At 33.7% G+C, this 6,819-nt stretch carries 5 protein-coding genes; 4 read left to right on the top strand and 1 reads right to left on the bottom strand.

Translation table 11 applies throughout. The features are described from left to right. Positions 1-256: 256 nt before the first annotated feature. Together fdhD and B8T70_RS22480 are read left to right on the top strand one after the other, a co-directional pair. Positions 257-1,138: a formate dehydrogenase accessory sulfurtransferase FdhD gene (gene fdhD / locus B8T70_RS22485; RefSeq protein WP_086896304.1), complete on the top strand. Its 882-nt coding sequence runs from the start codon at positions 257-259 to the stop codon at positions 1,136-1,138. An 11-nt stretch (positions 1,139-1,149) separates the two neighbouring features. Further along, positions 1,150-3,516: an FdhF/YdeP family oxidoreductase gene (locus B8T70_RS22480; RefSeq protein ID WP_086896303.1), complete on the top strand. Its 2,367-nt coding sequence runs from the start codon at positions 1,150-1,152 to the stop codon at positions 3,514-3,516. A gap of 23 nt (positions 3,517-3,539) precedes the next feature. Here the strand turns inward: B8T70_RS22480 and B8T70_RS22475 are convergent, their stop codons facing one another. Further along, positions 3,540-4,478 (bottom strand): Dyp-type peroxidase, encoded by a 939-nt coding sequence (locus B8T70_RS22475; protein ID WP_086896302.1) that lies wholly within the window; start codon positions 4,476-4,478, stop codon positions 3,540-3,542. 53 nt (positions 4,479-4,531) lie between these two features. On the opposite strand from B8T70_RS22475, the gene B8T70_RS24010 reads away from it, so the two are divergent. Beyond that, positions 4,532-4,672: a hypothetical protein gene (locus tag B8T70_RS24010; protein ID WP_165763247.1), complete on the top strand. Its 141-nt coding sequence runs from the start codon at positions 4,532-4,534 to the stop codon at positions 4,670-4,672. 160 nt (positions 4,673-4,832) lie between these two features. Next, positions 4,833-6,695 carry an ABC-F family ATP-binding cassette domain-containing protein gene (locus tag B8T70_RS22470; RefSeq protein WP_039111235.1) on the top strand — a complete coding sequence of 621 codons (1,863 nt, stop codon included), beginning with the start codon at positions 4,833-4,835 and terminating at the stop codon, positions 6,693-6,695. The last annotated feature ends 124 nt before the right edge of the window (positions 6,696-6,819 follow it).

Genomic DNA, 6,819 nt, shown 5'->3' with positions numbered 1-6,819 from the left:
TAAACACGAATTTCACGAATTGACACGAATTAGTTTGTGGAATTAATTTCACAAACTAAATTATCCATTAAAATTTGTGCAAATTCGTGAAATTCGTGTTCAAAATTTATTTATAATATTTCCGTCCACACAATAGTCTAAAAGCTATCTTTTTTTTTATTTAATTCAAAAAAATCATGATCTAATTACAAAAAGAGCAGCGTCTTTTTCAATCATTATTTTTATTAAATTTACGTATCTTTTATAATCAACTTACATGGAAATGAATAATTTGGAATTAGTTTCCGTTAAGGAGATACTAATTAGAAAGGTCAATGGTTTTAAAAGTTCATCAGTATCAGACATTCTTTCTGTAGAAGAACCTTTGGAAATAAGAATACTATACGGAGCAGAAAATCAAAGAATACAAAAAAACATTTCTGTAACAATGCGAACTCCTGGTAACGACCCTGAACTTGCTCTAGGTTTTCTATTCACCGAAGGAATTATTTCATCCTTCGAGGTTGTAAAAGACGTCAGCCATTTACAAACAGAATGCAAATTGCAAAAGAAAAACAATATTCAGGTAGAATTTAAAGAAGATTTTATTCCTAACCTAATGCAATCTGATCGAAATTTTTATACAACATCCAGTTGTGGAGTTTGCGGAAAAAGCTCTATTGAATCTATAAAAACAGTAAGTTCTTTTAGTGCTATAGACAAACCGAAACTAAATCTTTCTGTAGATGTATTATATCAATTACATCAAAAATTAAAAACAGCCCAAAGTGATTTTGCTGCAACTGGAGGTATTCATGCATCAGGTCTTTTTTCTATTGATGGAGACCTCATCTGTTTACAAGAAGATGTAGGAAGGCATAATGCTTTAGATAAATTAATCGGTAGTGCATTAGTTGCAAACTTATTGCCTTTAAACAACCATATTTTACTTCTTAGCGGAAGAGCCAGTTTTGAATTAATTCAAAAAGCAGCCATGGCAGGTATATCCATTGTTATTGCAATTGGTGCTCCATCAAGTCTTGCAGTAGAATTAGCCAAAGAATTCAGTATTACGCTTCTGGGATTTCTTAAAGAAGATAGATTTAATATATACAATACTTGTGACAAGGTATCAATACAAGGTTCTCATAATAATTAAATGCAGAAGCCATGAAAGAAGATCAAAACAAAAAAAATAGCGACGATAATAAAAAAGTACCAGACGCTGAAAATCCGTATAGACTTTTAGACCTAAAACTAACAAAAGTAGAAGACTGGGCGGCAGGTGTTCCTGCTGTTATAGCAGCTTTTAGCGATCTTATCGAAGAAAAAAGTCTCGTAAGAGGAACAAAAGCACTATTTAAGATGAATCAGGTTGGAGGTTTTGATTGTCCAAGCTGTGCATGGCCTGATCCTGACGATGAGCGATCTCCATTAGGCGAATACTGCGAAAATGGAGCTAAAGCATTGGCAGAGGAAGCCACAACCAAAAAAGTTACAGCCGGCTTTTTTAAAGAAAATTCAGTTTATGATCTTACTAAATTAGACGACTATCAAATTGGTAAAATGGGACGACTAACAGCTCCTATGTATTTACCCAAGAATGGCACACACTACCAGCCTATAAGTTGGGATAATGCATTCAAAAAAATAGCTGAACATCTTAACGCATTAGAATCGCCAGATCAGGCAGCCTTTTATACCTCAGGAAGAACAAGTAATGAAACCTCTTTTCTTTACCAACTTTTTGCAAAAGAATACGGTACCAATAATATGCCGGATTGTTCGAATATGTGCCACGAAACATCTGGATCTGCATTAAGACCAACAATAGGAATTGGAAAAGGCACCGTTACTTTAGATGATTTTTATGATACTGATGTCATTGTAATTATCGGTCAAAATCCGGGAACCAATGCACCAAGGATGATGAGTGCCTTATCAAAAGGTAAAAAGAATGGAGCAAAAATCATTGCCATCAATCCTTTGCCAGAAGCTGGATTAATGGGATTTAGAAATCCGCAGGAAATTAGCGGAATTCTTAGCAATGGCGTCAAACTAGCTGATCTTTTTTTGCCTGTAAAAATAAATGGAGATATGGCTTTGCTAAAAGCTATTGAAATTATATTAATTGAATTTGAAAAGAAAAACCCCGGGAAAGTTTTTGATTATGATTTCATCAAAGAAAAAACTACAGGATATGATGCGTTCCTTAAACAATTTGACGATTACAATCTAGATGATCTTGCTATCCTTTCTGGTGTTACTAAAGAAGTAATTTATGAAGCTGCTGAAATTTTAGCATTCAAAAAACGAATTATTGTTTGTTGGGGAATGGGACTCACCCAACAACCCAACGGTGTCGATATGATTAGAGAAATTCTCAACATCCTGTTACTCAAAGGAAGTATTGGTAAACCCGGTGCAGGTGTTTGTCCTGTACGTGGACATAGCAATGTTCAAGGGAACAGAACCATGATGATTGATGAAAAGCCTACTGATGAACAACTAGATCGCTTACAGGCATTTTACGGATTCAATCCTCCTCGTAAACACGGATATGATGTTGTTAGAGCCATTAAAGCAATGCACGAAGAAAAAGTAAAATTACTGTTTTGTATGGGCGGTAATTTTTTATCAGCAACACCAGATACAACTTACACTGCCAATGCTATAAGAAAACTTAATTTAACGGTTTGTGTATCTACCAAACTTAATCGTACTCATCTTATTCATGGACAAGAAGCCATCATATTGCCTACCCTATCCCGAAGTGATATTGATATGGTTAATGGTGAAATTCAGTTTATTACTACAGAGAATTCTATGGGTGTTGTACAATCCTCAAAAGGGATGCTTAAACCAGTATCAGATAATCTAATTAATGAAACGCAGATTGTCTGCAAAATGGCAATGGCAACATTAGGAAACAAATCGGTTATTAACTGGCAGCAATATCATGATAGTTATGATGCTGTGAGAGATGATATCGAAAAATGCATTCCGGGTTTTGAAGATTATAATGTAAGAGTTCGAGAAAAAGGAGGTTTTTATTTGCCTAATGCTGCACGTAATGGACAATTTATTACTAAAGAATTTGGAGATCGCGCACCATTTACATTAACTGCTGTACCAAAGAATGTACTTGCTCCCGATGAATATATGATGGCAACGACCCGCACGCACGACCAGTTTAACACAACAATTTACGGTCTTGATGATCGTTATCGCGGCATAAAAAACGAACGTCGGGTAATATTCATGAATCAAATTGATATTGAACAAGCTGGACTAAAAGCGGGCGATAAAGTCGATTTATTTAACTATGATGATAATATCGAGAGAATTGCCCCTTTATTTATCATTGTTTCTTATCAAATACCTCAAAAAAATACGGTTACCTATTTCCCTGAAACCAACGTTTTAGTTTCAGTAAACAATGTTGTAAAAGACAGTAATATGCCAGCATCAAAATATGTAAAAATTAAAATTAAAAAACATGACCCCAAAATTTACGAGAGAATAAATCAATTGTAATTGATGAGGTTTAATGATAAAACTTAAGAATCCGCAGAATATTGGTCTAATAAATCTAAGGTTGGCACAAAAAATAATGTTCCCGTTTCTGCTGTACTAAAATCCAGTATTCTATCATAATTTCCCGGTGGATTGCCTATGAACATATTTTCCAGCATTTTTCTGGTAGTGCTAAATTTACTGGCATAAGAAATAAAGTATGTCCCAACTTCTCCTTTAGAAGGATTTCCAAAAGGCATATTATCTCGTACAATTTTAAGTTCATTACCCTCTTCATCTGTAATAGCAGTAAGAGCGCTATGAGAGTTTGTAGGTTTTATATCGTCTGTCATTTCAATATCATTCATCTTCGATCTGCCGATTACCTTCTCCTGATCTTCTGTTGATAAATTTTCCCAATTTTTCATGTTATGGAAATATTTCTGAACAAATAAATAACTCCCTCCTTTATAGGCAGAATCCTCATCGCCTACTACTGCGAAAAATTGTCTTTCATCTCCTATCGGATTTTCTGTACCATCAACAAAACCAATAATAGAACGACCATCCCAATACCTAAATCCATGAACTTCTTCCTGACACTCTGCCACAGATTCTAAAACATTTGTAATAGCCATAGCCATATCAAAACAAATAGCCACATTTTGGGCTCTTAAATGAAAATGGAGATCACCACCAGTAGCTTTTGCTGTATGCTTATCTCCCATGATAGGCTCAAAATTAACCAATTCATTTGGCAAAGGTGTTGGTAGACCAAGCCTTATCCATGCATCATGCCCCACACCCATTACGCAACTACTTCGCCCATTTGGGATTCTTATTGTATAAGAATTATTTAAATTACTTACCAATGAACAAAGTTTCTCGAATGCAGGCTTAATATCTATCTGGTCTTTAAAACTCCAAACCATGAAAATAGTGTTATTGTTTGGGTAATCAGTAACATTTTGCGATTGATCCATATTGATATTTATACGTTATATACTATTTAGCTTTTTTAAAACAAGTGATACAAATGAGTAATTCGACTGTATCAACAAGATATAAAGTTATAAAATTAATAAACAAAAAAGTTGACTCGGCACATAATTTAGATTTAAATAAAACACCAAAATCATCTAAAAACAGAAAAGATATTAAGTCAGGGAATTACTAAAATTTTAACAAAAAAGATAGTGCAAAAGCCCCTTTTTTTGTTTGCTTCAAAAAGCTATCTTTGCACCGTCGTTTTTGACTCCTATTTAAAATTAGAGACTCAATTAGAGACCTCATAATTTTAGCAAACATAAAAGCTTGACATAAAGCACTAGAACACCATGAATTACTTATCTGTAGAAAATATATCCAAGTCATTTGGCGAAAGAACCTTATTTGACAACATTTCTTTTGGAATCAATAAGGATCAAAAAATTGCTTTCATTGCCAAAAATGGCTCTGGAAAAACAACTATCATGAGTATTATCAATGGTTTAGAAGAACCAGATACAGGTCAGGTAGTTTTAAGAAAAGGAATCAGAATGGCTTTTCTTTCGCAAAACAATAATTTGCAAGAGGAACTAACTATCGAAGAAAGCATATTTGCTTCGGATAATGAAACCTTAAAAGTTATTGAAGCTTACGAAAAAGCATTAGAAAATCCAGAAGACGAAGAAGCATATCAAAAAGCTTTTGACGGAATGGACCAACATAATGCGTGGGATTTTGAAACACAATACAAACAAATTCTGTTTAAACTAAAACTAGAAAACTTTAAACTAAAAGTAAAAAGTCTTTCTGGAGGTCAGAAAAAACGTTTGTCATTAGCCATTATTCTTATCAACCGTCCTGATTTATTAATTCTGGATGAGCCTACCAACCACTTAGATCTTGAAATGATCGAATGGTTAGAAAGTTATTTTGCTAAAGAAAACATTACCTTATTCATGGTAACACACGATCGTTTCTTCTTAGAGCGTGTTTGTAATGAAATCATAGAATTAGACAACGGAAAATTATACCAATACAAAGGAAATTATTCTTATTACTTAGAGAAAAAAGAAGAACGAATTGCTTCTGAAAACTCAAGTGTAGATAAAGCCCAAAACTTATTTGTAAAAGAATTAGAATGGATGCGTCGCCAGCCAAAAGCAAGAACGACAAAATCTAAATCTCGTCAGGATGACTTTTATGTAATTAAAGAAAAAGCACAAAGTCGCCGTCGCGAAAATAAAGTCGAGCTTGAAATTAATATGGAACGTATGGGAAGCAAGATCATCGAGCTTCACAAAATTTCTAAAAAATTCAAGGATCACGTTATTTTAGATAATTTCAGTTTCGATTTCCAACGTGGAGAACGTATCGGAATTATTGGTAAAAACGGAACTGGAAAATCAACTTTCCTTAATTTATTGACAGGAACACTTCCGTTAGATTCTGGAAAAGTTGTTGTTGGAGAAACAATTAAGATTGGATATTATACGCAAAGCGGAATCAACCCAAAACCAGGACAACGTGTTATCGATGTTATTAAGGAATACGGAGAATACATTCCGTTGATGAAAGGTAAGATTATTTCGGCTTCACAATTATTAGAGCGTTTCCTTTTTGATGCAAAAAAACAATATGATTTTGTAGATAGATTAAGTGGTGGAGAATTAAAACGTTTGTATTTATGTACCGTTTTAATTCAGAATCCTAACTTCCTTATTCTGGATGAGCCTACAAACGATTTGGATATCGTAACATTAAACGTTCTTGAGAGCTTCCTTTTGGATTATCCTGGATGTTTATTAGTAGTTTCTCACGATAGATACTTTATGGATAAAATTGTGGATCACTTATTCATTTTTAGAGGACAAGGTGTTGTTGAAGATTTCCCAGGAAACTACTCCGATTTTAGAGCGTATGAAGATAGTGCTGATGTAGCTCAAAAAGAGGAAAACAAAGCCGATAAGAAAGATTGGAAACAAAACAATCCTACTGGAAACCTAACTTTTAATGAGCAAAAGGAATATCAAAAACTAGAAAGAGAAATTAAAGACTTAGAGATAGATAAAACTAAAATTGAGCAATTATTCTCTGACGGAAAAGTAGCTGACGCTGATATTGAGAAAAAAGCTAATGAGTTGCAAAACATCATTAATAAAATAGATCAAAAAGAAGAACGTTGGTTTGAACTTTCTGCTAAGATTGAAGGGTAATTTTAGTTGCAGTATCCAGTCTCAGTGACAGTTTACAATCTTTAGTTACAGTTGAACAGTAAAAAACTTTTGATTTATAAAGATAAAAGCCAAAACAAAGTAAATTTTGTTTTGGCTTTTTTGT

The organism is Flavobacterium sp. AJR, from assembly GCF_002156885.1.
GTDB lineage: Bacteria > Bacteroidota > Bacteroidia > Flavobacteriales > Flavobacteriaceae > Flavobacterium.
The sequence above is the reverse complement of the archived record's forward strand: the minus strand, read 5'-3'. Positions and strand labels throughout refer to the sequence as shown.